General features: G+C 40.2%; 1 rRNA gene. It reads left to right on the forward strand.

Features of this window, described 5'->3' with window-relative positions:
• Positions 1-503: 503 nt before the first annotated feature.
• Positions 504-672: ribosomal RNA gene (locus AS888_RS05185) — 16S ribosomal RNA — on the forward strand; the annotation flags it as partial.

Genomic DNA, 672 nt, shown 5'->3' on the forward strand with positions numbered 1-672 from the left:
AGATCAGCCATCCGGCTGGTCTTTTTTCGTCATTATATGTTCGTTTTTTGGGGGAAAAGGGAAATTGAAATAAATCGTCCCGGGCAGCCAATAATTCGACCCCTAACCTAATCATGCTATTTCGAGGACATTTAGCGTGTGAATTATTAATTACGAAATGTATTGACTTTAAGGTGAAATAGGATTAATATAAATAAGCACCACGTAAGACAAACGAAAGTTTCATCCGCTTTTGGTAGATTACTAAAAGGAATAATAACTATTGACTTCTTACTATGAAAATGATAAGATGAAATGGTCGCTGAGAAACAAGGCGATTAAAAACAAGTTAAAAACTTCGCAGAAGTTGACAACTAATCAATAGTGTGTTATGCTAAATAAACAAGCCGTCGAAACGGACGATTTGTGAAATTGCTCTTTGAAAACTGAACAAAACAAAGCGCCAACGTTAAATTTTAAGTGAGCACACACTATTAAAAAAGCAAATGAGCAAGTCAAACATTTCTTCGGAGAGTTTGATCCTGGCTCAGGACGAACGCTGGCGGCGTGCCTAATACATGCAAGTCGAGCGAATCGACGGGAGCTTGCTCCCTGAGATTAGCGGCGGACGGGTGAGTAACACGTGGGCAACCTGCCTATAAGACTGGGATAACTTCGGGAAACCGGAGCTAA

Source organism: Peribacillus simplex, from assembly GCF_001542915.1.
Taxonomy (GTDB): Bacteria; Bacillota; Bacilli; order Bacillales; family DSM-1321; genus Peribacillus; species Peribacillus simplex_B.